The organism is Rhodococcoides kyotonense, assembly GCF_001645385.1.
GTDB classification, from domain to species: Bacteria; Actinomycetota; Actinomycetes; order Mycobacteriales; family Mycobacteriaceae; genus Rhodococcoides; species Rhodococcoides kyotonensis_B.
Genome location: NZ_LVHI01000002.1, coordinates 1 through 25,100, shown reverse-complemented (window position 1 = coordinate 25,100; position 25,100 = coordinate 1). Strand labels below are relative to the sequence as shown.

The following is a 25,100-nucleotide window of genomic DNA, read 5'->3' as shown; positions in this document are numbered from 1 at the left end:
GACGGTAATTCACCGTCGGCGACGGCACATCACTTCGTCAGCGCCTGCAGTGCGGGTGCCAGCAATCGAAGCGCCCTACCGCGGTGCGACGCGGCGTCCTTCTCCTCGGGACCGAGCTCGGCTGCGGATCGGCCGTCGCCCTCGGGCACGAACACCGGGTCGTAGCCGAAACCGTTCTCCCCCAGCGGAGTACGAGCGATCACGCCTCGCCACTCCCCTCGCACGACACTTTCGTCACCCCCGGGAACCGCCAGGGCACACGCGGACACGAACCCCGCTCCCCTGCGTTCGTCGGGCACATCCCGCAATTGAGCGAGCAGCAGAGCAGTGTTGGCGTCGTCGTCGCCGTGCGCACCCGACCACCGCGCGGACAGCACCCCGGGCATCCCGTTCAGCGCATCCACTTCGATTCCGGAATCGTCTGCGACGCAGGGCATCCCGGTCGCCGCGGCACCGTCGCGGGCCTTGGCGAGCGCATTCTCCTCGAATGTCGCACCGGTCTCGGGCGCCTCCGGGAACTCGGGCACCTCGTTCAATCCGACGAGTTCGATGCCGGAGATTCCCTCGGCGTCGAGAACGCGCCGCAACTCGCGTAATTTCTTCGCGTTGCGGCTCGCGACGAGCAGCTTCACGTCAGGCACCGAATTTCTTCTTCGACGTCTCGGCGACGGGCTCGGGCAGAACACCGGGGTACGGCTCGGCCAGCGCGGCCTTCTGCACCTCGAAAAGCTTCTCGGTGCCCGCGAGTGCCGAGTCGAGCAGCTTGTCCAGCGTCGAACGCGGGAACGTCGCACCCTCGCCGGTGCCCTGGATCTCGACGAGCGTCCCCGTGTCCGTGGCGACGACGTTCATGTCGACCTCGGCGCGCGAATCCTCCTCGTAGGGGAGGTCGAGACGCACTCGCCCGTCGACGACACCGACGCTCACCGCGGCGATGGCACACGAGATCGGCTGCGGATCCGCGAGACGGCCCGCAGCCCGCAGGTACGTCACGGCGTCGGACAGAGCGACGAACGCGCCGGTGATCGCGGCCGTGCGGGTACCACCGTCGGCCTGCAGAACGTCGCAGTCCAACGCGATCGTGTTCTCGCCGATGGCCGCGAGATCGATGCACGCGCGCAGCGAACGCCCCACGAGCCGCGAGATCTCCTGGGTGCGACCGCCGACCTTGCCTTTGACGGACTCGCGGCCGCTGCGCGTGTGAGTCGCGGCGGGCAGCATCGCGTACTCGGCGGTGAGCCAGCCGAGGCCCGAGCCCTTACGCCACCGCGGAACACCTTCCTCGACGCTGGCCGTGCACATCACTCTCGTGTTGCCGAATTCGACCAGCACCGAACCTGCAGGGTTGCTGGTGAAACCGCGGGTGATCTTGATGGGGCGGAGTTCGTCGTCCGCTCTTCCGTCTTCTCGTCTCGACACGCTTGCCACCCTAGCGATTGCTGCAACCTGGGTCATTCCGCAGGCTCCACTCCCGCCTGCCTGCCCGCCTGCCCGCCTGCCTAGACGGTGAAGACATCCCCCGGCAGGACGGCGTGCACCGGTCCGCTGAATTCCGCTTTCGCTTCCGCGATGACGTCCTCGCGCGACGTCCACGGCGGAATGTGTGTCAGCAGGAGCTCACCGACTCCCGCCTCACGCGCGAGCTGGCCTGCCTCGGTACCCGAGAGGTGCACTCCCACGGGACGATCTGCGGCATGCGTCCACGACGCCTCCGACAGCAGCACGTCCGCGCCCTGGGCGACGTCGCGCACCGCCTGACACATTCCGGTGTCGCCGGTGTAGGCAAGGATCTTTCCCTCGCCGGTGGTGATGCGCATTCCGTAGGACTCCGGCGGGTGGTACACCTGCCGGGTGTGGACGGTCAGTCGGCCGTGCTGGATGGTGCGCCCGTCGGCCCAACGGCGAAGATCCAGAGTGTCCGACATGTCGTCGATCTGGCCGCCGCACTCGGCGGATGCGACGCCGAGCCGGAACGCAGTGTCCTTCGGGCCGTAGACGACAGCGCGACCCTCGGGCGGATTCGGATGGTATCGACGCCACACGAGAAGACCAGGAACGTCGAGGCAATGATCTGCATGCAGATGCGACAGGAAAACGCTGACGTCGCCGGGATCTGCGTACCGCTGCAATGCGCCGAGAACGCCGGGGCCGAAGTCGAGAACCACCGGTGACGTTTCCGGTTCGTCGAGAAGATAGCCCGACGCCGGAGAGTCTGGTCCCGACACACTCCCGGAACATCCCAGGACGGTAATTCGCATGTCTGTCATGCTGCCACGACTTTGCCCGGCGCCGAAACGATCGGCGAGTTTTCACAGCGTGAATTCGACGCTTCGTTCTCGGGCGGCCACCACGATCGAACGTCCGTCCGCGACACCGTGGCTACGAGTCAGGACAAAGAGTTCTGCCTGCGTGCCTGACGTGCGTCCGCCGACAACGTCCACGCGGCAACCACTCCGCCGACGGCGCCGAACAAGTGCCCCTGCCACGAGACGAAGGCATCGGTCGGTAACACACCCCACAGGGCGCCGCCGTAGATGACGAAAACCACGACACCGATGGCGAGTTGACCGAGGTTACGGGCGAAGATGCCGCGCGTCAGCAGATAGGTGATCCACCCGAAGATCAGAATCGACGCACCGATGTGGTTGGTGCCCGCTCCCGCCGTCAACCACGTTCCGACGCCTCCGAGAACCCAGATGATGCCGGTGGCCGTGAGTCCACGACCGATTCCGGAGAGCAACACCAGAAACCCGAGGACGAGAACGGGCACGGTGTTCGCGATCAGATGCGTCCAGTCGTCGTGCAGCACAGGCGCGAACAGAATGCCCCACAGGCCGTCGACGGTGCGAGGGTTGATCCCCGCATCCTCGACACGACTTCCCGACGCGACATCGATCAGCTCGATGATCCACAGCAATACGACGAATCCGCCGACGACCATCGCGGCCTGTTGCCACACCGGGCGCTTCGGCGTCGGGGCAGGCAGATACGGGTTCGCGGTCATACGACGGGCCTTTCGTCCATGTCGACCAGGTCTCCGGTTCAGCCTACCGACGTGAGCCGCCTGCCGGTCAGGACTCGAACGCGGACGGGAAGATCTGACGGTACGTCGGGATACCGGCGATCGTCGTCGCGTCGAGCAACGCACGCACGATGGCACGTTCGACGACGTCGGCGGCAACCGCCGTGACCGCGTCGAGCACCGGCAGATCCTGCATGAACGCCGTCGGCATCGACGTCTCGCTGACCACCGACCTGGTCCCGGTCGACAACGCGAAGATCGTGTCACCGTCCAGCGGCGAGTGAGCCGGCCTGATCGCACGGGCGAGCCCGTCGTGCGCGGCGACTGCGACGCGTTTGCACGCCGACGCCGACAGATCCACGTCGGTTGCAACGACGCCGATCGTCGTGTTGAGTGCGGTTCCCTTCGGTGCGAGAGCGTTCGCGTTCCACAGCTCGTGCACGTCGGGCTTGCGCATGCCGAATGCCTTGGCCCCCTGCGAACCGACTCCCCAGGGCAATCCGGTGCGCGGGTCGAACACCGAGCCGACCGGATTGGTGACGATCAGCGCACCGACGGTGACGCCGTCCGCCGGCCCACCCTCGACGACGATACTCGCCGTGCCCACGCCGCCCTTGAGTACGCCGGCGCGTGCGCCGGTGCCCGCGCCGACCGAGCCGGTGGCGAAATCCTCCGCGGCAGCCGCGGCGGCCCGATAGCCGAACTCGGCCGTCGGTCGAACGGCCCAGTCCCCCACCGGAAGATCGAAGACGACGGCCGCAGGAACGATGGGCACGACTTGGTCGGGACTGCCCATCGCGATGCCGTGACCGTGCTCCTCCAGCCACCGCATGACACCGTCGGCCGCGGCGAGTCCGTACGCACTGCCGCCGGTCAGCAACACCGAGTTGACTTGCTGAACAGAATGACTCGGATCGAGCAGATCGGTTTCACGAGTTCCTGGTCCGCCGCCACGCACGTCGACCGCGGCCACCGCGCCTCCCAGCGCGCGCACGACGGTACACCCTGTTGCCGCCCCCGAGCCGAGCTGCGCGTCGGGATCGATCTCGTGATGGTGCCCGACGAGCAGGCCGGCGACGTCGGTCAGTGAATCCTTCGGGCCTGCCCCCAAGAGGTGCTCCTACGGAGTGAGGACCTGCACCAGAGAATCCTGCATCCAGGTCAGCCAGTGGTACACGTCGAGGTGCGGAGCTCGCGGATCGCCCTCGTCGAGAACTTCCGGGGTGTCGGCGTCGATACCCAGAGTCGTTCCGAGGGCCAATCGTACGTCGTTGAGTCCCATCAGCCACGCGTCTGCTTGCTCGTGTGTCAGCGCGATCTTCCCGCCGTCGGCAGGCAGGGTGCGGAGTATGACGGCTCCCGCGGCGAGCTTCTCGTCGATGATCTCCGGCTCGTGCAGGCCACGCAACGCACCGTTGAGATCGGCGGTGTCGGCGGATTCGTCGTCGCCGCGGTGGAAATCGGGCAGCAGACGTGCGAGCGCCGCGTCGTCGGGCGGCGTGCTGTGCCCGGTGCGCAGACCGGTCAGCTGCGCGAGTTCGTCGGTCGGTGCGTTCTTGGAACGTTCGCTCAACAACCCGAGGACGGATTCGACGAGCGAGCGCAGCACGGTTGCCTCGCGCGCATCCATCTCCGAACGAATCTTGAGTCCGCCGAGTGAATTCTTCCTACTCCACGTGCGCACAGCTGTTGGAACCCCGTCTCTGGTGCATCGAAGGAATCCGCGTTCGGATTCGCGCTACTTGTCCTGCTGCATCGTCGCCCAGAGACCTGCCGCGTGGAGCCTGCGCACGTCGTTCTCCATCTTGTCGCGTTCACCGCTCGACACGACTGCCTTGCCCTCGGAGTGCACCTGCATCATGAGCTCGGTGGCCTTGGCTTTGCTGTAGCCGAACAGCTTCTGGAAGATGAAGGTGACGTAGTGCATCAGGTTCACCGGGTCGTCCCAGACGATGGTCACCCAGGGCACATCCTGCGCCTCGTCCCTCGCCACGGCCTCGGTCTCGGCGGGTACCGCCTGGGGTGAAGCGGCCAGCGTCGGCGATGCGCCCACCCTGCCCACGGTCACTCGTGCCGTCGATGAAGCCATGGGAACAGCGTACGACGCGATGCACGAAGTACACACCCTCACCCCCGCGCCTCGTACTGTTGTCCCTGTGTCTCAACCCTCGACGGACGAATCCGACAATACGGGCACGGTGCGTAGTACCGCGCTGTTCACCGACCAGTACGAGCTGACGATGCTGTCGGCGGCCCTCGCCGACGGTTCGGCGAATACGCCGTGCAGCTTCGAAGTCTTCGCGAGGCGCCTGCCCGGTGGCCGCCGCTACGGCGTCGTTGCCGGAACGGGCCGGTTTCTGAGTGCGCTGAGTCGCTTCCGATTCGGCGAGGAGGAACTCGACACCGTGTCGTCGTTCCTCGATCGCACGACACTGGACTGGCTGTCGTCCTACCGCTTCACCGGCGACATCGACGGCTACCGCGAAGGCGATCTCTACTTCCCCGGCTCACCCGTGCTGTCCGTGCGCGGAACCTTCGCCGAGTGCGTCGTACTCGAAACGCTCGCACTGTCGATCCTCAATCACGACAGCGCCATCGCCTCAGCGGCCGCGCGCATGGTCACCTCCGCCGGAGACCGACCGCTCATCGAGATGGGATCGCGGCGCACCCACGAGGAGGCGGCCGTCGCGTCGTCGCGGGCGGCGTATCTTGCCGGCTTCTCCGCGACGTCGAACCTCGAAGCCGTTCGCCGACACGGCGTTCCGGGGGCAGGTACGTCGGCGCACGCGTTCACGTTGCTGCACACCGGCCCCGACGGACCCGACGAGAAGGCCGCGTTCGCAGCCCAGGTCCGCACCCTCGGGGTCGGCACGACGCTGTTGGTCGACACCTACGACATCACGCAGGGCGTCGCCAACGCCATCGCCGTCGCAGGACCCGAACTCGGCGGCGTCCGCATCGACTCCGGTGATCTCGGCGTCCTCGCCCGTCAGGTGCGCCAGCAACTCGACGATCTCGGGGCGACCCGTACGAAGATCGTCGTCTCCGGCGACCTCGACGAGTACGCCATCGCAGCCCTGCGCGCCGAACCCGTCGACAGCTACGGCGTCGGAACCTCCCTCGTGACGGGTTCTGGCGCGCCCACCGCGGGCATGGTCTACAAGCTCGTCGCGGTCGACGACCGTCCCGTCGCCAAGCGCAGCAGCCACAAGGAATCACGCGGGGGTAGAAAGGCCGCCACGCGCACGACCCGCGACACGGGCACCGCCGTCGAAGAGATCGTGCATCCACTCGGCAGCGCGCCGACCGTCGACGCCGGATTGACGGCCGTCGAACTGAGCGTGCCGATGGTGCGCGGCGGTGAACTCGTCGCGGACCGGCCCACGCTGAAGGAGTCTCGCGAACTGCTGGCCGGACGTCTCGTCAGCCTGCCGTGGGAGGGCTTGAAGCTGTCGCAGGGAGAACCGGCGCTGCCGACGCGGTTCGTCTGATGCGCTTCGCGCCCGTGCGTGCATAGTTGGGCCAGGGTCCAACTATGCACGCACGGGCGGCGCAGCCGCACTCGTGGGGCAGTAGTCTGCTCCGGTGCCGTCTTCGACCGAACTCCCCACCGTGCCCGCATTGCTGAAGACCGCGGTGCACGCGCTGGGAGGCAAGGAGCGGACCAACCAGCTGACGATGGCGTCGGCCGTCGCGCATTCCATCGACACCGGGCAACATCTCGCGGTGCAGGCAGGCACGGGCACGGGCAAGTCGCTCGCGTATCTGGTGCCGAGCATTCGACACGCGGTCGAGTCGGGACGCACCGTCGTGGTCTCGACGGCGACGATCGCGCTGCAGCGTCAGCTCGTCGACCGCGACCTCCCCCGGCTCGCCGACGCGTTGAAGGACGCCGTCGGACGCCGGCCGAGGTTCGCGATCCTCAAGGGCCGCAACAACTATCTGTGCATGAACAAGATTCACACCGGCGCGTCCGAGGAAGCACCGGAAGCCGAACTGTTCGACGCGTTCGCCGTGTCGCGGCTCAGCCGTGAAGTCGTCCGGTTGACCGAGTGGTCGTCGAACACCGACACCGGGGACCGTGACGATCTGACTCCGGGCGTCAGCGACCAAGCGTGGCGGCAGGTCAGCGTCAGCGCACGCGAATGCCTCGGCAAATCCCGGTGTCCGGTCGGCGAGGACTGCTTCGCCGAACGCGCCCGCGCCGAGGCGTCGCAGGTCGATGTGGTCGTCACGAATCACGCGCTTCTGGCCATCGACGCCATCACCGGCATCCAGATACTCCCCGAGCACGACGTCGTGGTCATCGACGAGGCACACGAACTCGTCGACCGTGTCACCGGAGTCGCCACGTCCGAACTGTCCGCCTCTACCATCACCGCCGCGGCCCGCCGCAGCAACAAGCTGATCGAGGAAGAGATCGTTGACGCGCTCGAGGGGGCTGCCGAGAACTGGGCTGCCGTACTCGAGGACATGCCACCCGGACGGTGGGCGGCGCTGCCGGAGGGCGTCGACGCAGCGCTCGCATCGATTCGCGACTCGGCGTGGGCAGTGCGGACGGCGATCGGCCCGAGCCGCGGTGGACAGGCCACGATGGATCCCGAGGCAGCCGCGGCTCGCAACGCGGCACTGGTGGCCGTCGACGAGGTGCACGACAGCGCCGTGCGCGTACTCACCGCATTCGACGAGCCGGATCCGGCCAAGCGCAAGGACGTCGTCTGGCACGCGGTCGACGACTTTCGCGGGTCGGTCAAACGGACCGTGCGCATGGCGCCGCTGTCCGTGGGCGGGTTGTTGCGCAGCCGCCTGTTCGCGGAATCCACCGTCGTCCTGACGTCGGCGACGCTCACCGTCGGCGGTTCCTTCGACGGCCTGGCCGTCAACTGGGGGCTACCCGCCGAGAACTCCGGACGCAGCGACACGGCGACGGCGACGGGCACCGAGGCGCCGTCGGACACGGGGTCGATCCATTGGAACTCACTCGACGTCGGCTCTCCGTTCGACCACGCGAAAGCCGGAATTCTATATGTGGCGCAACATCTTTCGCCACCCGGGCGTGACGGCCTGTCACCGCAGTACCTCGACGAGATCGAACAACTCGTCACCGCAGCCGGTGGCCGGACGCTCGGGCTGTTCTCGTCGATGCGCGCGGCGAAAGCAGCAGCCGAGGAGATGCGCGAACGCCTCGACACCCCGGTGCTGTGTCAGGGCGACGACTCGACGGGCGCGCTCGTGAAGAAGTTCGCGGACGACGAAGCCACGTCGCTGTTCGGCACGCTGTCGCTCTGGCAGGGCGTCGACGTGCCCGGTCCGTCACTGAGCCTGGTCATCCTCGACCGCATTCCGTTCCCGCGGCCCGACGACCCCCTGCTCGTGGCGCGGCAGCAAGCCGTCCAATCCCGTGGCGGCAACGGCTTTCTCGCGGTCGCCGCGAATCATGCCGCATTGCTGCTCGCCCAGGGTGTGGGTCGACTGCTGCGCAGCGTCGACGACCGAGGCGTCGTCGCGATGCTCGATTCACGCCTCGTCACCGCCCGCTACGGCGGTTACCTCAGGGCCTCGCTCCCACCGTTCTGGGAGACGTCGGACCCCGAGGTGGTGCGCAGGGCTCTGACCCGGCTGGCCCAAAGCCGTTGATGCCGGGAGTGGAGCCTGCAGGAACGACCCATCAGGAAAGGCCCGTCAGGGCCGGGAGTGGAGCCTGCAGGAACGACCCATCAGGAACGGCCCGTCAGGGCCGAGCCGAATTCACGAGGCCGAGTTCGGAGTCGCTCGCCAGTAGCTCGTGGTGCGGCAGAACCCGGACGGTGTAGCCGACGGCACCACTCAGTGGCAGCTCGGTGTCGACCGTGAAGGCCTCGCCGAGCGCATCGGTACCGGTGTGCACCATCTCCACGTACCGTACGTCGGTGAGTTCGTCCTCGGCGTCGACGCAGCCGATCGCGGCCTGCACCACGACGTCCGACGGCTCGAGCGCGCCGAGCCGAACGTACGCTCGCAGAGTGAGTTTCGCACCGATCACCGGCGTGTCCGGCAGCCCCTCGCTGTCCACCTGAACGACGTCGACCGCATCCCATTCCGCTTCCACGCGACGACGGTATGCCGCAACGTCTTTCGCACCCACGTGCCCGTCGGCGTCGACGGTGCGCGCCGCACGCGCGGCAGGTCCGTAGTACCCGAGCGTGTAGTCGCGCACCATACGCGAGGCCAACACCTGCGGTCCGAGATGTTCCAGCGTGTGACGCACCATCTCGATCCACCGCGTCGGGATGCCGTCGGTACGGTCGTAGAACTTCGGCAACACCGACTGCTCGAGCAGTTCGTACAGCGCGGCGGCTTCGAGGTCGTCGCGACGGTTCTCGTCGGTGACGCCGTCGGCAGTCGGTATGGCCCAACCGTTCTCGCCGTCGTACATCTCGTCCCACCACCCGTCGCGGATGGACAGGTTCAGCCCACCGTTGAGCGCGGACTTCATCCCCGACGTGCCGCACGCCTCGAGCGGACGCAGCGGGTTGTTGAGCCAGACGTCGCATCCCCAGTACAGGAACTTGGCCATCGACATGTCGTAGTCCGGCAGGAACACGATGCGATGACGAACGTCGTGCTGGTCGGCGAAGCGGACGATCTGTTGGATGAGAGCCTTGCCGCCGTCGTCGGCCGGGTGCGACTTGCCGGCCACGACGAGCTGAACCGGGCGGTCGGGGTCGAGAAGCAACCGGCGCAGCCGCTCGGGCTCGCGCAGCATGAGCGTCAGCCGCTTGTAGGTCGGCACCCGTCGGGCGAAGCCGACCGTCAACACATCGGGATCGAAAACACCTGCGGTCCAGCCTATTTCGGCCTCGGTCGATCCTCGTTCGAGCGCCGAACGGCGGACGCGTCGACGCACCTCGTCGACGAGCTGAGCGCGCAACGCATTCCGCGTGTTCCACAGCGTTGCCGACGACACGTTCTCGAGCTGTTCCCAGCCGCGCGCCTCCTGCAGGGCTTGCTCCCCGACCGTCTCCTGCGCGAGTTCGAGCCATTCCCGCGCGGCCCACGTCGGCGCATGGACACCGTTGGTGACCGAACCGATCGGCACCTCGACAGCGTCGAATCCGCGCCACAGATCGTTGAACATCTCGCGGCTGACGATGCCGTGCAGCTTCGACACACCGTTGGCGCGCTGGCCGAGCCGCAGCCCCATGTGCGCCATGTTGAAGACCGAACGGTCCGCCTCGGCGCCCAGCGCGAGAATGCGATCCATCGGCAGCCCGGGCAGCAGAGCCGACTCCGCGCTGCCGTCGTCGCTGCCGAAATAGTGACGCACGAGGTCGGCCGGGAACCGGTCGATGCCGGCCGGGACGGGAGTATGCGTCGTGAACACGGTCCCTGCCCGCACCGACGCCAGCGCCGCGTCGAAATCGAGCCCTCCACCGGTGACGAGTTCGCGGATGCGTTCGGCACCGAGGAAGCCTGCGTGTCCCTCGTTCATGTGGAACACCTCGGGATCGGGCAGCCCGTGTGCGTTCGTGTAGGCGCGGATAGCGCGCACGCCGCCGATCCCGGCGAGAATCTCCTGCTTGATGCGGTGGTCCTGGTCGCCGCCGTACAGACGGTCGGTCACTCCTCGCAACTCCGGGTCGTTGTCGGCGATGTCGGAGTCGAGCAGCAGCAGCGGGACTCGACCGACCTGGGCGATCCAGACTCGCGCCCGGAGCACGCGTCCACCCGGCATCGATACGTGGATCAGAACCGGCGCATCCGACGCATCGGTCAGCAATCGCAAGGGCAGCCCCTGCGGATCGAGCGACGGATACCGCTCGGCCTGCCAACCGTCCGCCGTCAGGGATTGACGGAAATATCCCGAGCGATACAGCAGACCGACACCGATGAGCGGAAGGCCGAGATCCGACGCAGCCTTGAGATGATCACCCGCAAGGATGCCGAGTCCACCCGAATAATTGGGCAGCACTTCGCTGACGCCGAACTCCATGGAGAAGTAGCCGATACTCGACGGCATCGACGCGTCGGACTGCTGCAGTTTCTGATACCAGAGCGGACGCGAGAGGTAGTCACGCAAGTCGGCGTCCAATGCACCGAGTCGCTCGACGAACTCCGCGTCCGACGCCAGTTCCTCCAGCCTCGACGGTCCGACGGCACCCAGCAGCCCGACGGGATCGCGATCCAGCTCGGACCACAGCTTCGGGTCGATGTCCTCGAACAGCCGCTGCGTCGGCGGGTGCCATGACCAGCGAAGGTTTGTCGACAACTCGGCCAGGGCATTCAGGCGCTCGGGCAGGTGGGCTCGGACAGTGAACCGACGCAAAGCTTTCACGGGTCGAACCCTACCCACCCCGAGGCGACCGTGCACCGACTTGTCGACGCCTCTTTGCACGGTCGGCCTGTCCGTGCGACGAGAGCGAAGGCGAGGTCACTGCACTACGGTTGTCTCTGAGAACACGCCGACCAACAGTTACTCGAACGGCCGCACCGAGTGTGGCTCAGCCCCTAGCCAAGAACGGAGCGTGAAGTGACAGGTCGACTCGGTATCGACAATGTCCTTCCGGACACGACTACCGGAAAGTACCCCGCGAAAGCGGTGGTAGGCGAAGCATTTCCGGTGTCGGCGGACGTATGGAGAGAAGGCCACGACGCGGTGGCGGCAACGCTTGCCGTGCGCGGGCCGGGGATACGCACTCCCCTGCGCATCACGATGACGCCCGGCCGGGAGCCCGACACGTTCGATGCGGTGTTCACACCCACGACACCCGGTTACTGGATCTGTCGCATCGAGGCGTGGAGCGATCCCGTCGCCACATGGCGGCACGCGGTGGAAGCGAAACTGGGCGTCGGCCAGAGCGCCGCGGATCTCGCGAACGATCTCGAGGTCGGCGCTCAGATCTTCGAGCGTGCCGCGAAAGGTGTTCCGCGCGGGGACAGGTCCCTGCTGCAGGATGTGTCCGCGGCGTTGCGCGATACCGACCGTCAGTTGCCGGCACGCGTCGCCCCCGCGTTCGCGCCCGGTGTCGTCGAATTACTGCACGAGTATCCCCTTCGCGAACTGATCACGCGCTCGAACGCCATCAATATCTGGGTCGATCGTGCCCGCGCACTCAACGGCTCGTGGTACGAGTTCTTCCCCCGCTCGACCGGCGGATGGAACGAGGACGGCAGTCCGCGTCACGGCACGTTCGCGACCTCGATCGAGCAGTTGCCCCGCATCGCGCGAATGGGCTTCGACATCGTCTACCTGCCGCCGATCCACCCGATCGGCACCGTCAACCGCAAGGGTCCGAACAACACTCTGACCCCGGGCCCGGAGGATGTCGGCTCACCGTGGGCCATCGGGTCGAAGGACGGTGGGCACGACGCCATCCACCCGGAGTTGGGTACCGAAGCCGACTTCCGCGCGTTCGTCGACGCAGCACGGGGGCTGGATCTCGAGGTCGCATTGGACTTGGCGTTGCAGGCGGCTCCCGATCATCCCTGGGCTGCGAAGCATCCCGAGTGGTTCACCGTTCTGCCCGACGGCACCATCGCCTACGCGGAGAACCCACCGAAGAAGTACCAGGACATCTACCCTGTCAACTTCGACAACGACCGCCGAGGGATCTACAACGAGGTTCTTCGCGTCGTCAGGTACTGGATCTCGTTGGGAGTCAAGGTCTTTCGAGTCGACAATCCACACACGAAGCCACCGGACTTCTGGGAGTGGCTGATCGCCGAGGTCAAGAAGAGCGATCCCGACGTTCTCTTCCTGGCCGAGGCGTTCACGAGACCGGCTCGTATGTACGGCTTGGCGATGCGCGGATTCACCCAGTCCTACACGTATTTCACGTGGCGGACCGCGAAGTGGGAACTGACCGAGTTCGCGCAGGAGCATGCACGACGCGCCGACGACGCCCGGCCCAACCTGTTCGTCAACACCCCGGACATCCTGCACGAGAGTCTGCAGCACGGCGGTCCCGGCATGTTCGCGCTGCGGGCCGCACTCGCTGCGACACTGTCGCCGACGTGGGGTGTGTACTCCGGATACGAACTGTTCGAGCATCAGGCGGTGCGCCCCGGCAGCGAGGAGTACCTCGACTCCGAGAAATACCAACTGCGTCCGCGTGACTTCGAAGGAGCGTTGGCCCGAGGTGAATCGCTCGAGCCGTGGCTCACCTCGCTGAACGCCATCCGACGGGCGCATCCAGCGCTACAACAGTTGCGCAACATCCACTTTCACGCCGTCGACAACGACGCCCTCATCGCCTACTCCAAGTTCGATCCGGGCACGGGCGATTCGGTTCTCGTCGTCGTCAACCTGAATCCGTTCGGCCCGGAAGAGGGAACGATCTGGCTCGACATGCCGCAGCTCGGACACGACTGGCACGACACGATGACCGTCACCGACGAGGTCAGCGGCCAGCAGTTCAACTGGGGGCAAACGAATTTCGTCAGGTTGGAGCCATGGAAGGCGGTGGCGCACATATTGACGCTTCCGCCCATCCCCTACCCGGCGCGACTCGAGCTGGCATACCGCGGCAACCGGAAATGAGTGGGGAGCCTACATGACCGACAATCCGACGAATCCAGACATCGCACCTCCCGACACAGGCGATCTCGAGCTGATCGCCCAAGGGCGGCACTACGATCCGCATTCGATTCTCGGTGCGCACGCGGTTCCGGGCGGCACCGCCATTCGCGCGCTCAAACCGAACGCCGAATCCGTCGTCGCGCGCATCGGTGGCGTCGACCACCCGCTGACGCACGTCGCCCACGGAGTCTTCAGCGTCCTCGTGCCGTTCGAGAACTTGATGGACTATCGGCTCGTCGTCACGTGGCCTGGCGGTCACGTGACGGAATCGGCGGACGGCTACCGCTTCCTCCCCACCCTGGGTGAGCTGGATCTGCACCTGTTCGGCGAAGGCCGTCACGAACGCCTGTGGGACATCCTCGGCGCGCACCAGCAGAACTACACGACGCCCGACGGCGACGTCAGCGGCACGTCGTTCGCGGTGTGGGCGCCTGCCGCCTCGGGCGTCACCGTGATCGGTGACTTCGACGGCTGGACCGGACAGAGCTTCCCGATGCGCGCACTCGGTTCGACCGGCGTGTGGGAGCTGTTCGTTCCCGACATCGGCCCCGGCACGATCTACAAGTACCGCGTGCACGGCTCGGACGGCGTCGTCCGTGACAAGGCCGATCCGATGGCATTCGCCACGGAGATTCCGCCTGCAACCGCCTCGGTCGTGACGAGTTCGACGTTCGAATGGTCCGACGACGAGTGGCTGGACACCCGCGCCGGAATCGAACCCACGCAGGCCCCGATGTCGGTGTACGAGGTGCATCTCGGGTCGTGGCGTGCCGGACTCGGATACCGCGAAATGGCCGAGCAGTTGGCCGACTACGTGCTCGAGACCGGCTTCACCCACGTCGAACTACTCCCTGTCGCCGAGCACCCGTTCGGTGGGTCGTGGGGTTATCAGGTGACGTCGTACTATGCGCCGACGTCGCGCTTCGGCAGTCCCGACGACTTTCGTTACTTCGTCGACCATCTGCACGACAAGGGCATCGGCGTCATCGTCGACTGGGTGCCCGCGCATTTCCCCAAGGACGAGTGGGCGCTCGCGCGGTTCGACGGCGGGCCGCTCTACGAACACGGCGATCCTCGACGCGGTGAGCAACTCGACTGGGGCACACTGGTTTTCGACTTCGGTCGCCGGGAGGTACGCAACTTCCTCGTCGCCAACGCGCTCTACTGGCTCGACGAGTTCCACATCGACGGTCTGCGCGTCGACGCGGTGGCCTCGATGCTCTACCTGGACTACTCACGCCCGGAAGGCGGCTGGACTCCCAACATCTACGGTGGCCGCGAGAACCTCGAGGCCGTGTCGTTCCTGCAGGAGATGAACGCGACGGTCCACAAGAAGTTCCAGGGCGTCGTCACCGTCGCCGAGGAGTCGACGGCGTGGCCCGGCGTCACACGTCCTACCAACGTCGGCGGACTCGGATTCAACATGAAATGGAACATGGGGTGGATGCACGACACCCTGGGATTCCTCGGACGCGATCCGATTCACCGAAGCTTCCACCACCACGAGATCACGTTCTCGCTGGTGTACGCGTGGAGTGAGAACTACGTCCTGCCGATCAGTCACGACGAGGTCGTCCACGGCAAAGGCACGTTGTGGACCCGTATGCCGGGCGACGACCACGCCAAGGCGGCAGGCATGCGCGGCATGCTCGCCTACATGTGGGCGCACCCCGGCAAGCAGTTGTTGTTCATGGGCCAGGAGTTCGGGCAGACCAGGGAGTGGTCGGAGGAGCGCAGTCTCGACTGGCACCAACTCGACGAAGGTCCACTGCACCGCGGCGTGCTGACATTGGTCAGTGACCTCAATGCCGTCTACCGCGAGCACCCGTCACTGTGGACGCTCGACACGTCGCCGAGCGGCTACTCGTGGATCGATGCCAACGACACGGAGAACAACGTTCTCAGCTTCTTGAGGTACGGAACGGATGGTTCCGTCGTCGCGTGTATCTTCAACTTCTCGGGTGTCACACACGACAACTATCGTGTCGGTCTACCCGAGCCCGGTCGTTGGATCGAGATCTTGAACACCGATGCAACCTCGTACGGCGGTTCGGGTGTGGGCAATCTCGGAGAGGTAACGGCTACATCGCACTCGTGGCATGGCCGACCGTCGTCTGCACAGGTCGCGCTTCCCGCCAACGGCGCGATCTGGATCAAACTGGAGCGTTAGATGAGTGGCGGTCGCACCCGACACACACTGTGGGCGACCGCCCTCGTAGCTCTTGCACTCGTCACCGGGTGCAGCCAATCCGTCGACGGCCGAGCGGTCTCCATCTACGAGAATCCGTTCACCGTCGCCGGTCTGCCGGTCACCGACGGCCCCAGCGGTCCGCGTCCCGGAGTACCCGACTCGACGCTCGAGGTCCGAGGCTCGGAGGGCACCGACTCCGATCTCATCGCCACCAACGCCATCGACGACATCCAGCGCTACTGGACCGACACCTATCCCGAGTTGTTCCAGGGCCAGAAGTTCACTCCGGTGTCCCAACTGATTTCATGGGACGCGAGTGAGGACGAGGGCAGCGGCCTACGGTTCTGTGGAACGCGAACCGGCGGTGTGCCCAATGCGGCGTACTGCTCACGCGACCGCACCATCGGGTGGGATCGCACCATTCTGCTTCCTGCGTTGATCGACGCGTTCGGCCCGATGTCGGTCGTCATGGTCATCGCGCACGAGTACGGCCACGCCATTCAGTACCAGTCGGCTCTCGTCGGGGACGACACTCCGACCATCGTCGCCGAGCAGCAAGCCGACTGTTTCGCCGGCGCGTTCATCCGGCACGTCGCCGAGAACGATGCTCCGCACTTCACGATCAATACGTCCGACGGCCTGAACGGAGTCCTCGCGGCGACAGTGGCCGTGCGCGACGTCGACCCCAACGATCCGGATTCCGTGCACGGATCGGCATTCGAGCGTGTGACCGCGGTTCAGATCGGATTCACCGACGGTGCCGCGGCGTGCACCGCGATCGACGAGGCCGAGATCGACGCGCGGCGAGCCGACCTGCCGCAGAAGTTCAGCAACACCGACGACGACGGCGAACTGCCGGTCACGACCGAGACGCTGCAAGCGTTCGTGCGGTCGTTCGAGAAGCTGCTCGCGTTGCAGAACCCGCCGATGGTCGACTACGACGGCACCGACACCGGCTGTCCCGAGGGTACGACGACTGAGCCGGTGTCGTACTGCGCGTCGACCAACACGATCGGCGTCGACGTCGATGCGCTGGCCGAAGTCGGCACCGCCGAGCGGCCGCGGCGGGGCGACGTCATCCCACTCAACGTGTCGGGCGACTACAGCGCGTACGTACTCTTCGCGTCGCGCTACACCCTTGCGGTGCAGAAAGAGGCCGGACAACCTCTGGACAACCCGCAGACGGCACTGCGTTCCGCGTGCTTGTCCGGCGTCATCACCGCGGGTCTCAGCGCCGAGAACATCGACGCGGCGACGGATCTCGAAGTGTGGCTTTCCCCGGGCGACCTCGACGAGGCAGTGTCGGGTCTGCTGAGCGACGGCCTGACCGCCAGTGACATCGACGGCGTCACGCTGCCGAGCGGCTTCTCCCGAGTCGACGCGTTTCGCTCGGGAGTCCTCGGCGGACGCGAGGCGTGCAACGTCCGCTACCGCTGAGCATCAGTACAGCGCGGCGGCCAACTTCCGGCGCGCCGAGACCACGACGGCATCACCCGAGTCGAACAGTTCGAACAGCTCCAGCAGACGCGTCCGCAACTGCGTGCGCTCGTCGCCCGCGGTCCGCTTGATGCCGGCGATCAACCGGTCGAACGCCGCCTCGGCGTTCTGCTCGGACAGCTCGACGTCCGCGGCCTCGATCTGCGCAGCCACGTCCGACGGGTCGGCGTCGGCCTTGGTGACCGCATCGGCGTCGAGGTGCTGCACCCGAGCCAGGAATTTCACCTGACGCAGTGCAGCTTTCGCGTCGGTGTTCGACGGCTCGGCGTCGACGATCGCCTGATACGCGGCGATCGCCTTGTCGAAATCGCCCTCGTCGAGCGCTTTCTCGGCTGCGACGAAGCGGGGATCCTCGGGCTCGGGTTCGTCCTCCTCGGACGTCGCTCCGGGAGGTCCGCTGAGCTTGCCTTCCGTGGCCTGCAGAATGGCGTCGAGCCACCGGCGCAGTTGTTCCTCCGGCTGCGAACCCTGGAAATCGGCGAGCGGCTGCCCACCTGCCACGGCGACGACCGTCGGAATGGCCTGGACGCCGAACGCCTGCGCGACCTGTGGGGTGCTGTCGACGTCGACGCGGGCATGCACCCACGTGCCGTTCGCTTCGACGGCCAATTGCCCGAGCTGACGCGTCAGCGCCACCGACTGCGGTGAGCGAGAAGAACCCAGGTCGACGACGACCGGAACCTGCATGGAACGTTGCAGAACTTCTGCCTCGAACGTCGCGGCGGTCACGTCGACGATGGGAGCCAGTCCGCTCCCACCATCGGTGTTGTCGGCCGTGGGCGGCGGTGCGGGACGATCCTTCAGTCCCGAGAGATCGACGGCGCCGGCGATGGAGGCCGGTACGGCTGCAGGCGGACGGGCTGACGAGCGGGAACCGGGTCGAGTCACGTCCTACAGTTTGTCACTAACCCGGTTCGGTCACTACCGGCGAGGTCGGCTATGCGACTCCCGCACCCTTCGAGATCGCGGGCTGCGACGTGATCGATTCGGCCAGGCGGCCCGTCCGTGCGGCCCACACCTCGAACACGACGGTGCCGAAGGGCGGGATGCTCGCAACCAGCGCGAGCAGCGTCGTCACGACGTTCCACTTCAGCTTGACGGCGGTGACGATCGCGATGAGAACATAGATCACGAAAACCGCACCGTGGATCGGTCCGAAGATCTTCACGCCGATCTCGTTGCCGTCGGCGGGGATGTACTTGAACGCCATTCCGATCAGCAGTCCCAGCCAGGTGAAGGCCTCGAGAACCGCGACGAATCGAAAACGCTTGGCCGTCGTGCTCAGGTCGAAGAAGTTCAGCATGGCGACTATTGTGCCCGAGATCTACGACGCGGCGTAGTGGCTCTGGTCTCACTGCCAGGGCCGCTGCGCGACGAGATGCAGCTGACGCTAACGTCGTCGTATGACCTCCACCACGCCTGCTCCTGCCGGACCTTCCCTGCGGTCCGACCTCGTCACTGCCATCGATCACGTCGGCATCGCGGTGCCGGACCTCGACGCCGCAATCGCCTGGTACACCGAGCACCTGGGAATGGTGTCGACGCACGAGGAAGTCAACGAGGAACAAGGTGTTCGCGAGGCAATGCTGTCGCTGCCCGGCGCGTCGTCCGACGCCGCTGCCCTTCAGTTGTTGGCACCTCTGAACCAGTCGTCGACGATCGCCAAGTTCATCGACCGCAACGGGCCCGGTCTGCAGCAGCTCGCCTACCGGGTCACCGACATCGACGAGATCTCGTCCGAACTTCGCGGCCGCGGCGTCCGACTGCTGTACGACGCTCCCCGACGCGGCACCGCCGACTCTCGTATCAACTTCATCCACCCGAAAGACGCAGGTGGTGTGCTCGTCGAACTCGTGGAGCCGGCTGCGAACTCGATTCACTGACTTGTCATATGGCTCTCCTACCTACGCACCGGTAAATTGACCGCCATGGCCAACGAGCAAGAGCGCACCGGGGTGCAACTTCCCTTTTCCGTAGTCCGAAAAGGATTCGACCGTGACGAGGTCACGAACTATTTCGAGCGGTTCGACGCCGAGCTTCGGCTGACCACCGCCGATCGTGACGCCGCCGCGGCCCAGGCTCGCGATCTGGCAAAGCAACTCGACGACGCGCGGGACGAAATCGACGAGCTCCGTAAGGACATCGACCGCTTGTCGGTTCCGCCGACCACCGCGGAGGGCATGAGCGACCGCATCTCTCGCATGCTGCGCCTGGCTTCCGACGAGGCATCCGAGGTCCGCGCAAAGGCTCACGCCGAGGCCGAGGAAATGGTGTCGGTCGCCGAGCAGGAGAGCGCGCGACTGCGCGGCCGTCACGAGGCTCTCGTCGTCGAGCTCGAAGATCGTCGCTCCGCACTCGAGACCGAGCACGAGCAGACGATGGCACAGGCCCGCACCGAGGCAGCACGCATCGTCGAGGCAGCACAGGCCGAGCGCGACCAGTTGGCGGCCGAGTCCGAGGCCAAGCGGTCGAAGGTCCAGGAAGACTTCGAGATCACGATGGCCGAGCGTCGCACCAAGATCCTCGCCGCACTCGAGGACCTGGAGTCGTCGAGCAAGGCCGACGCGGCTCACCGCATCGAAGAGGCGACGACCGAAGCGGCCCGACGCCTGCAGGCCGCGACCGAGCAGTCCGAACGTCGAATCGCCCACTCGAAGGAGCTGGCCGAGGAACTACGCGTGCTGCGTAGTCGTGTCCTCGCGCAGCTCTTGGGAATTCGTGGTCAGCTCGACTCCGTGCCCGCGATGCTTGCCTCGGTCAACCGCGAAAGCGAATTGCTCGATGCACCCGAGTCGAACGGCGCACCGAGCAAGGACGACTCGTCGACCGACGTCACCGTCGTGCTCGACAAGGAGAAGGCCGACGCGTCGTCGTAGGGGGTGGCGCGGCGTTGGTCTACGACCAGCGCCGCGTCAGTCCGCGGGTCGCTCGACCGGACCAGCACCCCGTATGCCAATGTCGACGGTTCTCCGGTCCACCCAGATCCGCGGTCGGCCACGCGACTATGTGGGAGACGCCGGGGCGAACCTCGTGATCACAGCCCGGGCAGCGATAGGTCTTCGTCGCGCGATTGCCCGGCACGGTCCTGGTCGTGAACTCTTCGTCGGACCAGCCTGCAGGCCCGCTCTCGACGCGGGCGCCGCCCATCAGCGAATCGGGTCGCGAATCACGCGAACCGAAGTTCTTCCGGCTCGATTTACGGTCGTGATTGCGTCGGGGCACGTAGTCGAGTGTAGGAGAGAAGATCAGAACAGACGGAACTCGGTGCTGTCGGTTCCGCGCAGGGCTTCGTAGTCCAACGTGAGGCATCGGATGCCTCGATCGGTAGCGAGCGTCTTCGCCTGTGGCTTGATGACCTGGGCCGCGAACACACCACTGACCGGCGCCAGAACCGGATCTCGATTGAGTAGTTCCAAGTAGCGCGTCAGCTGCTCGACGCCGTCGATCTCCCCGCGACGCTTGATCTCCACCGCCACCGTGCCACCATCTGCGTTGCGGCACAACAGATCCACGGGGCCGATCGCCGTCATGTATTCACGACGGACGAGCGTGTACCCCTCCCCGAGCGTCTCGACATGTTCGGCCAACAATTCCTGAAGGTGCGCTTCCACGCCGTCCTTCACCAGACCCGGGTCGACGCCGAGCTCGTGGCTCGAGTCCAGTTCGACGTCGTCGATCGTGATGCGGAGTTCTTCGCCCGCCTTGTTCGTCACGACCCAGTTGACGGTGCCGTCGTCGGTCGTCTCGGTCAGCCAGCACGGCGGACTCATCCAGTTCAACGGCTTGTATGCGCGGTCGTCGGCGTGAACGCTGACCGACCCGTCGGACTTGACGAGGAGCAATCGGCGGGCCGACGGAAGATGGGCGGTCAGACGGCCGACATAGTCCACTTGGCAACGAGCAATTACGAGACGCACTCGCCCACCCTAAGCCAGACCGACCAGTAGTCTGTGACAACCATGCCGCAACTGAGTCGATCCGTAGCGCCTCTAGGATCACGCCTTCTCGGCGACACATCCGAGTCCCCGCGTCGTCGACGCGTGCGCGTTCAGATACTGCTGACGATATTTCTGCTCGCCGCGAATCTCATCGGTGCTCTGATCGTCGGAGTGCTCGTGTCCGTCGTCGTTCCCGGGCCGGATGTGCTTCGCCTGGACCGTTATTGGTGGGTCAACTTCATCGTGATCCCCGTTTATGTCGCGTGCGCGTTCGCCGTCGGTGTTCTGTGGGGCACGACGCGCGCATTGCGCGCACTTCGATGGGCTATCGAGGACCGCACACCCACGCGGCAGGAGCAGGTCACGACCCTGTCCATGCCATGGCAGCTGACCAAGATGCAGATTGTGCTGTGGACGTGCGGTCTTGCCCTCATCACGACCATCGACGGCATCATCGACCCGCAGTCCATCCCCAAAGTGGCGTTCACGATCGGCGCAGGCGGAACCGTCGTATGTGCCTTCAGCTATCTGCTCAGCGAATTCGCTCTTCGGCCGGCAGCTGCGCGTGCACTGGAAGCCGGCGATCCCCGACGCATCCGCATCGCCGGGGTGATGGGGCGATCGATCCTGTCGTGGATTCTCGGAACCGGAGTACCTGTCTCCGGGCTCATGATCATCGCGATCTTCAGCTTCATCCGCCCGTACGCGTCCGACGGAACACAGTTGGCAATCGCGATCCTGTCGCTCGGCGGTATCACGCTGGTCTTCGGGCTCTTGCTGACCCTGCTGGGCGGTTTCGCGACGACGGCACCCATCAACAACGTTCGATCCGGCATGGCCGAGGTCGAACGGGGCAACCTCGACGTCCAACTCGCTGTGTACGACGGGACGGAGCTCGGTGAACTGCAGAGTGGCTTCAATCGCATGGCCGAAGGAGTCCGGGACCGCGAGAAGATTCGCGACCTGTTCGGACGCCACGTCGGCCAAGAAGTCGCCGAGGCCGCACTGACCAAGAATCCCGAGCTGGGCGGCGAGGAACGCGAGATCGCGGTGTTCTTCATCGACCTCGTGGGGTCGACGGAACTCGCGGCATCACGTCCACCGACCGAGGTCGTCGAACTGCTGAACCGGTTCTTCGACGTCGTCGTCGATGAGGTCGACGAGCACGGCGGCTTCATCAACAAGTTCGAAGGCGACGCCGCCCTGGCCATCTTCGGTGCACCCGGCGACCTCGAGGACCACTGCGGATCCGCATTGGCAGCAGCCCGCACGATCAGCACTCGGTTGCTCGACGAGGTCCCGGAGTGCAGCGCGGCCGTCGGTGTGGCGTCGGGTCGCGCAGTGGCCGGCAACGTCGGCGCGAAATCTCGGTTCGAATACACGGTCATCGGAGATCCGGTCAACGAGGCCGCACGGCTTTCCGAACTCGCCAAGAACTCCCCCGGCGCGATCCTCGCCTCCAAGAACACCGTCGACCACGCATCGGCCTCCGAGGCCGCGCGGTGGAAGTTCGGCGACAGCGTCACCCTCCGCGGCCGTTCGGCGGAAACCGTCCTGGCCTGTCCGAAGTCCTGACCTCGAACTCACGCGTCTCCGCAGCCCGACGTCACAACCGCGTGAATGCGTCCAGACCACGGCCGAAGGCAGCAAGGCGCTCCGGGAGTCCGTTGTGTCCGCCGTTGACGAGCTCGGACACCCGCACGATCCCCGAGATGTCGGCCGCATTGTTGAGGTTGCGCGAAGACCAGTACCAGACCGCGGTGGTGAAGGCGTACTCCGGCGCTGCCGCCAGGTCGGGGTTCGCAACGAAGTCGATGCCGGTCGCTTGACTCATGAGCTCGTAGTTGTGTCGGCCGGTCACCTGGATGGCGCCGCGGCCTTTATAACGCACTCCGTCACCAGGCTGGGTGTTGCCGAGGTCGGAACGCCCTTCGTAGGCGCGACCCGACGCATACTCCTCGAACGTGCGGAACCCGTCGGACTCGACGAGCAATTGAGCGACGAACGCAGCTTTCCGAATGGGGTTGTCGATTCCGCCGTTGACCATTGCCGCATTGAGCGGGGCGACGTAGGTGGCCAACTTGTCCGCCGGGGCCTGTGGGGCGATCGCATCGAGCTGCGCCGCGGTGATGAACGTCGGGGGCGGCGGCGGGACGACCGCCACCTCCGGCACGACTGCGGCCTGGATCTGGGCGGTATTGCCGTCGGTCGCTACGGTCTGGGCATCGACGTGCGCTGCTTGCGACTGATCGGCTTCCTGTGGTTGCTGTGCTGGCTCGTCGGAACTCGAACCCTGAGGCTCGTCGAGCCGCACAGTTCCCACCGGAAAGCTCTTGGCAACCTCTTCTGTGATCGCCGACGTCGTGACTCTGGGGATCGCGGTAGTGTCGCCGGCTTGCGCGACGCCGACGACGCTCGTGGCGAGAACGGTCGTCGTCGCAGCGGCAATACCGATTCGACGTGCGTGCGACGACGCGAGCGTACCGGTCGCTGCTGCGGCCGAACGAATTCGTTGTGCATATGTAGAGGTGAGTGCGGTGGTCGTCGTGGCGGCGAAACCGACTCGACGTGCATATGTGGAAACGTGCAAGGTCCTGCTCCAAAACTTCGGCCGAGGTCTTCGGCCCGTACGTGACTGAGATGCGGGTGCTGTCGGGTAAAACCCGCGGTGGTCACCAACGCGTCGCAAAAAGGTCACATCCAGGTAACGGCGCATCTCGACATGTTTCAAGCAGAAGTGATCAGCCCCACGTTGACTTAATGAAAACAACATGGATGTAAGTCACGACCGAAACCAGCTCCCCGACGCCGCAACGCCGCCTGCCGGAACCAGGACGCCTCGCAGTACCAAGTTGATCGGAATGGAGAACCCCGAACCTGTCAGCAGATCGCAATTCCTCTGTGCCGCAACGGTATTTCGCCACACTGCTGGTGTCGCGATGTGCGCACACAGCCCCGGTAGCACGGCCCGTAGAGACTCAGGGACGGACCACGCGGACCGGAGACACAGGGTCCGAAGACGGTCGTGTGCCGCCGAAAATAAGTGCGGGATCACCTGGCCGAGATGGCACAGATCACGTTTGGATCACGAGGCTTCGTGACGTGGTGGTTCGACGTTATGGAGCCTTTACGGCGTCGGAAGTTAGCGGATTTAGGCATCGATGGCCCGCAGGAGCCTCTGGACAGGTTGGATGGTCCATTCATGCCGATGCCGGATGCTGAAAGTTCGCTCTCCCGGAACCGGCGACCCTCAGTGTTGCCGAACTCGGTCGACAAACGTGTGTACGACGGACGGGCCGACTTGAAACCGACGCGGCAAACCCGCAGCAAGCAACTTGAATTCGTTGCGGCACAGCAGATCTTGCGCGCGTGGAGGGGAACACGATCGCTCCCCGTACTCGCTACGAGACCTGACGGTCGAATTACCAGAGATATAAGAACACGGTCGACGAGTTGTTGCAAAAGGCGCTCGGAGGAGATGCAGAACGAGGTTTGCTCGCCGATTGCTCTGCAGCGCAACCGAAGTCGCGCATCGATGGTCCGTGGCAGCGGGTAGACGGGGTGGATGGTTCATTCATGCCGTTCGCCGGCGGGGGTGTTCGCGTGAATGGTGCATTCATACGATCTGTCAGCGTGGATGGTTCATTGATGCCGTTCGCCGGCAGGTTTTGTGTTTGGGTGTGGAATACAGAACACCCCGCAACCGTGGGTTGCGGGGTGTTCTGTGATGTTGTGCACGGCGGTGTCCTACTCTCCCACACCCTGTCGGGTGCAGTACCATCGGCGCTGGAGGGCTTAGCTTCCGGGTTCGGAATGGGACCGGGCGTTTCCCCTCCGTCGGCGCTGGAGGGCTTAGCTTCCGGGTTCGGAATGGGACCGGGCGTTTCCCCTCCG

At 65.6% G+C, this 25,100-nt stretch carries 21 protein-coding genes and 1 rRNA gene; 8 read left to right on the top strand and 14 right to left on the bottom strand.

Features of this window, described 5'->3' with window-relative positions; all coding sequences use genetic code 11:
* Positions 1-29: 29 nt before the first annotated feature.
* The 7 genes from rdgB to clpS form a co-directional block, all read right to left on the bottom strand.
* Positions 30-641 (bottom strand): RdgB/HAM1 family non-canonical purine NTP pyrophosphatase, encoded by a 612-nt coding sequence (gene rdgB, locus A3K89_RS01800; RefSeq protein ID WP_068421013.1) that lies wholly within the window; start codon positions 639-641, stop codon positions 30-32.
* Positions 634-1,419, bottom strand: coding sequence for a ribonuclease PH (rph, locus tag A3K89_RS01795; protein WP_068421010.1), 786 nt, complete (start codon positions 1,417-1,419; stop codon positions 634-636). Before rph ends, rdgB begins: the two co-directional genes overlap by 8 nt.
* A gap of 80 nt (positions 1,420-1,499) precedes the next feature.
* Positions 1,500-2,258 (bottom strand): cyclic nucleotide-degrading phosphodiesterase, encoded by a 759-nt coding sequence (locus tag A3K89_RS01790; protein ID WP_174551340.1) that lies wholly within the window; start codon positions 2,256-2,258, stop codon positions 1,500-1,502.
* Between the two features lie 128 nt (positions 2,259-2,386).
* Positions 2,387-3,004: a rhomboid family intramembrane serine protease gene (locus tag A3K89_RS01785; RefSeq protein WP_068421007.1), complete on the bottom strand. Its 618-nt coding sequence runs from the start codon at positions 3,002-3,004 to the stop codon at positions 2,387-2,389.
* Between the two features lie 67 nt (positions 3,005-3,071).
* Positions 3,072-4,133, bottom strand: coding sequence for a P1 family peptidase (locus tag A3K89_RS01780; RefSeq protein WP_068421006.1), 1,062 nt, complete (start codon positions 4,131-4,133; stop codon positions 3,072-3,074).
* 9 nt (positions 4,134-4,142) lie between these two features.
* Positions 4,143-4,706 (bottom strand): oxidative stress transcriptional regulator AosR, encoded by a 564-nt coding sequence (aosR, locus tag A3K89_RS01775; RefSeq protein WP_068421005.1) that lies wholly within the window; start codon positions 4,704-4,706, stop codon positions 4,143-4,145.
* Between the two features lie 54 nt (positions 4,707-4,760).
* Positions 4,761-5,111 (bottom strand): ATP-dependent Clp protease adapter ClpS, encoded by a 351-nt coding sequence (gene clpS, locus A3K89_RS01770; protein ID WP_174551339.1) that lies wholly within the window; start codon positions 5,109-5,111, stop codon positions 4,761-4,763.
* Here clpS and A3K89_RS01765 point away from each other — a divergent pair.
* Positions 5,077-6,513, top strand: coding sequence for a nicotinate phosphoribosyltransferase (locus tag A3K89_RS01765; RefSeq protein ID WP_261768822.1), 1,437 nt, complete (start codon positions 5,077-5,079; stop codon positions 6,511-6,513). The two genes, clpS and A3K89_RS01765, sit on opposite strands and share 35 nt — an antisense overlap.
* A 94-nt stretch (positions 6,514-6,607) precedes the next feature.
* On the top strand, positions 6,608-8,659 hold the full coding sequence (locus A3K89_RS01760; protein ID WP_068421004.1) for an ATP-dependent DNA helicase: 2,052 nt from the start codon (positions 6,608-6,610) through the stop codon (positions 8,657-8,659).
* A gap of 94 nt (positions 8,660-8,753) precedes the next feature.
* On the opposite strand, the gene glgP is transcribed toward A3K89_RS01760, so the two are convergent.
* A complete protein-coding gene (glgP, locus tag A3K89_RS01755; protein ID WP_068421003.1) occupies positions 8,754-11,336 on the bottom strand; it encodes an alpha-glucan family phosphorylase in 2,583 nt (860 codons plus the stop codon).
* 195 nt (positions 11,337-11,531) lie between these two features.
* Here glgP and A3K89_RS01750 point away from each other — a divergent pair, with 195 nt between their 5' ends.
* From A3K89_RS01750 to A3K89_RS01740, 3 genes are read left to right on the top strand one after another with little or no spacing between them, the layout of a single operon-like run.
* Positions 11,532-13,541: a maltotransferase domain-containing protein gene (locus tag A3K89_RS01750; RefSeq protein ID WP_068421001.1), complete on the top strand. Its 2,010-nt coding sequence runs from the start codon at positions 11,532-11,534 to the stop codon at positions 13,539-13,541.
* 13 nt (positions 13,542-13,554) lie between these two features.
* Positions 13,555-15,750 (top strand): 1,4-alpha-glucan branching protein GlgB, encoded by a 2,196-nt coding sequence (glgB, locus tag A3K89_RS01745; RefSeq protein ID WP_068421000.1) that lies wholly within the window; start codon positions 13,555-13,557, stop codon positions 15,748-15,750.
* Positions 15,751-17,208, top strand: a complete 1,458-nt coding sequence (locus tag A3K89_RS01740) for a metallopeptidase (RefSeq protein WP_068420999.1) — start codon at positions 15,751-15,753, stop codon at positions 17,206-17,208. It abuts the gene before it with no gap.
* A gap of 3 nt (positions 17,209-17,211) precedes the next feature.
* On the opposite strand, the gene A3K89_RS01735 is transcribed toward A3K89_RS01740, so the two are convergent.
* Together A3K89_RS01735 and A3K89_RS01730 are read right to left on the bottom strand one after the other, a co-directional pair.
* Positions 17,212-18,156 (bottom strand): tetratricopeptide repeat protein, encoded by a 945-nt coding sequence (locus A3K89_RS01735; RefSeq protein WP_254303375.1) that lies wholly within the window; start codon positions 18,154-18,156, stop codon positions 17,212-17,214.
* Positions 18,157-18,205: 49 nt separating this feature from the next.
* The gene (locus tag A3K89_RS01730; protein WP_174551342.1) at positions 18,206-18,580 is read right to left on the bottom strand and encodes a DUF3817 domain-containing protein; all 375 of its coding nucleotides are present in this window, start codon (positions 18,578-18,580) and stop codon (positions 18,206-18,208) included.
* Positions 18,581-18,671: 91 nt separating this feature from the next.
* Here A3K89_RS01730 and mce point away from each other — a divergent pair, with 91 nt between their 5' ends.
* Both mce and A3K89_RS01720 read left to right on the top strand, forming a co-directional pair.
* Positions 18,672-19,151, top strand: a complete 480-nt coding sequence (gene mce, locus A3K89_RS01725) for a methylmalonyl-CoA epimerase (protein WP_068420995.1) — start codon at positions 18,672-18,674, stop codon at positions 19,149-19,151.
* A gap of 45 nt (positions 19,152-19,196) precedes the next feature.
* Positions 19,197-20,144, top strand: coding sequence for a hypothetical protein (locus A3K89_RS01720; RefSeq protein ID WP_068420993.1), 948 nt, complete (start codon positions 19,197-19,199; stop codon positions 20,142-20,144).
* A gap of 19 nt (positions 20,145-20,163) precedes the next feature.
* On the opposite strand, the gene A3K89_RS01715 is transcribed toward A3K89_RS01720, so the two are convergent.
* The gene (locus tag A3K89_RS01715; protein ID WP_068420991.1) at positions 20,164-20,490 is read right to left on the bottom strand and encodes an ATP/GTP-binding protein; all 327 of its coding nucleotides are present in this window, start codon (positions 20,488-20,490) and stop codon (positions 20,164-20,166) included.
* Positions 20,491-20,513: 23 nt separating this feature from the next.
* Complete coding sequence (nucS, locus tag A3K89_RS01710; protein WP_068420989.1) at positions 20,514-21,185, bottom strand: endonuclease NucS; 672 nt, start codon at positions 21,183-21,185, stop codon at positions 20,514-20,516.
* A gap of 42 nt (positions 21,186-21,227) precedes the next feature.
* On the opposite strand from nucS, the gene A3K89_RS01705 reads away from it, so the two are divergent.
* Positions 21,228-22,781, top strand: a complete 1,554-nt coding sequence (locus A3K89_RS01705) for an adenylate/guanylate cyclase domain-containing protein (protein WP_068420987.1) — start codon at positions 21,228-21,230, stop codon at positions 22,779-22,781.
* A gap of 31 nt (positions 22,782-22,812) precedes the next feature.
* Here the strand turns inward: A3K89_RS01705 and A3K89_RS01700 are convergent, their stop codons facing one another.
* Together A3K89_RS01700 and rrf are read right to left on the bottom strand one after the other, a co-directional pair.
* Positions 22,813-23,796, bottom strand: a complete 984-nt coding sequence (locus A3K89_RS01700; RefSeq protein ID WP_068420986.1) for a glycoside hydrolase family 19 protein — start codon at positions 23,794-23,796, stop codon at positions 22,813-22,815.
* A 1,144-nt stretch (positions 23,797-24,940) separates the two neighbouring features.
* A 5S ribosomal RNA gene (rrf, locus tag A3K89_RS01695) occupies positions 24,941-25,054 on the bottom strand.
* Positions 25,055-25,100: the final 46 nt, after the last annotated feature.

Bases quoted from the DNA above. Each gene is read 5' to 3' on its own strand.
- A3K89_RS01740 (WP_068420999.1), top strand. From the start codon at position 15,751: ATGAGTGGCGGTCGCACCCGACACACACTGTGGGCGACCGCCCTCGTA.
- clpS (WP_174551339.1), bottom strand. From the start codon at position 5,111: ATGGCTTCATCGACGGCACGAGTGACCGTGGGCAGGGTGGGCGCATCG.
- A3K89_RS01705 (WP_068420987.1), top strand. From the start codon at position 21,228: ATGCCGCAACTGAGTCGATCCGTAGCGCCTCTAGGATCACGCCTTCTC.
- A3K89_RS01785 (WP_068421007.1), bottom strand. From the start codon at position 3,004: ATGACCGCGAACCCGTATCTGCCTGCCCCGACGCCGAAGCGCCCGGTG.
- glgB (WP_068421000.1), top strand. From the start codon at position 13,555: ATGACCGACAATCCGACGAATCCAGACATCGCACCTCCCGACACAGGC.
- A3K89_RS01720 (WP_068420993.1), top strand. From the start codon at position 19,197: ATGGCCAACGAGCAAGAGCGCACCGGGGTGCAACTTCCCTTTTCCGTA.
- A3K89_RS01790 (WP_174551340.1), bottom strand. From the start codon at position 2,258: ATGCGAATTACCGTCCTGGGATGTTCCGGGAGTGTGTCGGGACCAGAC.
- mce (WP_068420995.1), top strand. From the start codon at position 18,672: ATGACCTCCACCACGCCTGCTCCTGCCGGACCTTCCCTGCGGTCCGAC.